Consider the following 617-nt stretch of genomic DNA (forward strand, 5'->3'; position numbering starts at 1 on the left):
CGATTGGACGGTGGGCAGTCGGTGGTCTGTATCGGCGCGGGTAAAGCCGGTGATCGGTGAAGTGAATGTGCGCGGTTTGAACCGTGAAACATGGGCTTTGGCCAATGGTCTCGACGGCATGGGTACTTTGGGGCGCGACAGGAAACTCGTGCGTCAAGGCGGCGGTTTCGGTTTGGCTAATATGCGTGATGCGGTAAGCCGAAGTTGGCAGAGAATAGAGGATAAATATCCTGAGTTTTCAGACGGCATAGGGTTGATGCGTGCTTTGAGTATTGGTGAGCAATCGGCGTTGCGGCCGCCTTTGTGGCAGGCATTCCGGCCTTTGGGGCTGACGCACTTGGTCAGTATTTCGGGATTGCATGTGACGATGGTGGCGGTATTGTTTGCCTGGCTGATCAAGCGAATTTTCCGTTATTCGCCGTGGATTCCGGCGCAACCGCGTGTGTGGATATTGGCCGGCGGTGTTGCCGGGGCTTTGTTTTATGCGCTTTTGGCCGGTTTTTCCGTACCGACGCAACGCAGTGTGTTGATGTTGGCTGCATTTGCGTGGGTATGGTGGCGCGGCAGTGGCGGCTCGGGTTGGACGGCATGGTGGCAGGCTTTGGCCGTTGTTTTGT

The 617-nt window shown here is 56.4% G+C and carries 1 protein-coding gene; it reads left to right on the top strand.

What is annotated here, in order from left to right; translation table 11 throughout:
• A partial coding sequence (locus ACTHUR_RS15665; protein ID WP_440399566.1) for a ComEC/Rec2 family competence protein occupies positions 1-617 on the top strand: 617 nt, incomplete at both ends.

The organism is Neisseria sp. P0021.S007 (assembly GCF_051956855.1).